At 63.3% G+C, this 1,931-nt stretch carries 2 protein-coding genes; both read right to left on the reverse strand.

Annotated features, from left to right (window positions below; translation table 11 throughout):
• Window positions 1–902 (reverse strand): beta-ketoacyl synthase N-terminal-like domain-containing protein (locus tag ACFXB5_RS53600; protein ID WP_385223340.1); only part of this gene is annotated, 902 nt, incomplete at its 3' end.
• Between the two features lie 36 nt (window positions 903–938).
• On the reverse strand, window positions 939–1,931 hold a 993-nt coding region (locus ACFXB5_RS53605), incomplete at its 5' end, for a beta-ketoacyl reductase (protein ID WP_385223342.1).

Below are 1,931 nucleotides of genomic sequence, written 5' to 3' on the forward strand. Positions count from 1 at the left end.
TGATTCACAGCCGAACCACGCACCACCGCCAACACCCGATGCCCCCGCACCCGAGCATCCGACAACCGCTCCAACAACAACACACCAACACCCTCGCTGAACCCGGTCCCATCCGCCGCGTCCGCGAACGCCTTGCAACGGCCGTCGGCCGCCAGACCACGCTGCCGAGAGAACTCCACAAACGTCCCCGGAGTCGACATCACCGCCACACCACCGGCCAGCGCCATCGAACACTCACCATTGCGCAACGCCACACTCGCCTGGTGCAGGGCCACCAACGACGAAGAACACGCGGTATCCACCGTCACCGCCGGACCCTCAAAACCAAACACATACGCCACACGCCCGGACATCACACTCGCCGTGTTACCCGTCAGCACATAGCCATCACTGCCCTCTGGGTGCTGCTGAAACCGTGACAGGTAATCCTGCCCTTGAGTTCCGACGAACACACCGGTCTCTGTACCGCGCACATCAGCCGGATTGATTCCCGCACTCTCCATGGCCTCCCAGGACGCCTCCAACAGCAGCCGCTGCTGCGGATCCATGACCAGCGCCTCACGCGGAGAAATCCCGAAGAACTCCGCATCGAAATCGGCCGCATCATGCAAGAATCCGCCGCGCAGCTCGGCTGGAGCCGACTCCTGATCCGAGTCATTGTCGTCCAGGACGCCGGCCGACCAGTCACGATCGGCGGGGAACACGGAGATGGCATCCACGCCGTCCGATACGAGTCCCCACAGGTCCTCCGGTGAGCTCACATCACCTGGATACCGGCAAGACATGCCGACAATGGCTATCGGCTCGCGCGCCCGCTCCTCAACCTCACGCAAACGAGCCCGAGCCTCACGCAAGCCAGTCGTGGCGCGCTTGAGGTGTTCAAGTACCGTGGAGTCTTCCATGGGCCCTGCCCTTTCACTGGAGAGTCACTGATTCGCTCAGAAAGTTCCAAGTTCGTCATTGAGCAGCTTGAGAACTTGGTCCATGTCGGCTGATTCCAAGTCGTCACTCCGTGCCTGCGCACCATCGTCCAGCCGTGAATCCCCCAATGCCAGGATGAGCCCCTTGAGACGTGCTGAGATCTGAGCCCTCTCGTCCTCTCGATAGCGCACCCGAGAGAGAGTGACTTCCAGCTTGTCGAATTCAGCCAGCACAGTGCGTGCGGACATTTTCGTTTCACTCTGGCCGACGCCACGAATCTGAGAATCCAGGTAGTGCGCAACCGCAAGCGGTGTCGGATGGTCGAAGACCAACGTCGCCGGCAGACGCATCCCCGTGGTTGTGCTGAGCTGGTTGCGGAGCTCGACCGCGGTAAGCGAGTCGAAGCCCAACTCCTTCAACGCTCGGTCAGGGTCTATGCCGGTGTGACCGCTGTGCCCCAGGACAGACGCGGCGTGGGCAAGGACCAGCTCCAGCAAGAGCTGCTCTCGTTGCTCCGGCGCGGCCAGAGCCATCTGCTCCTTCCATGCCTCCGCACTCTGCTGCCCGGCCGCGACCTTGCGATACGGCGCGCGAACCAGTCCCCTCATCAACGCTGGAACCGCGTCAGCGCGCTTCTTGGTCGCCTTCAGGTCCACCTTCATCGACAACACATGGGGCCGCTCCGTTGCCAAGGCAGCGTCGAGTAGGCCGGCGGTCCTCTCTTGCGCGATGTGACCCCAGGCGAGGGAGAGAGCAGGCAGACCGTGGGCGTGGCGGTGCTGGGCCAGGGCGTCGAGGAAGGCGTTGGCCGCCGCATAACTCCCCTGCCCACCAGCACCAAGCGTGGCCGCGGCAGAGGAGTAGAGCACGAACGCCTCCAACCCCATGTCCCGGGTCAGCTCATGCAGATGCCAAGCCGCATCCACCTTCGGAGCCAACACCCGCCGGACACGCTCCTCGGTCAACCCCTCCACGACACCGTCATCCACCACCCCCGCGGTATGCACCAC

It is taken from the genome of Streptomyces sp. NPDC059455, assembly GCF_042750115.1.
GTDB classification, from domain to species: Bacteria; Actinomycetota; Actinomycetes; order Streptomycetales; family Streptomycetaceae; genus Streptomyces; species Streptomyces endocoffeicus.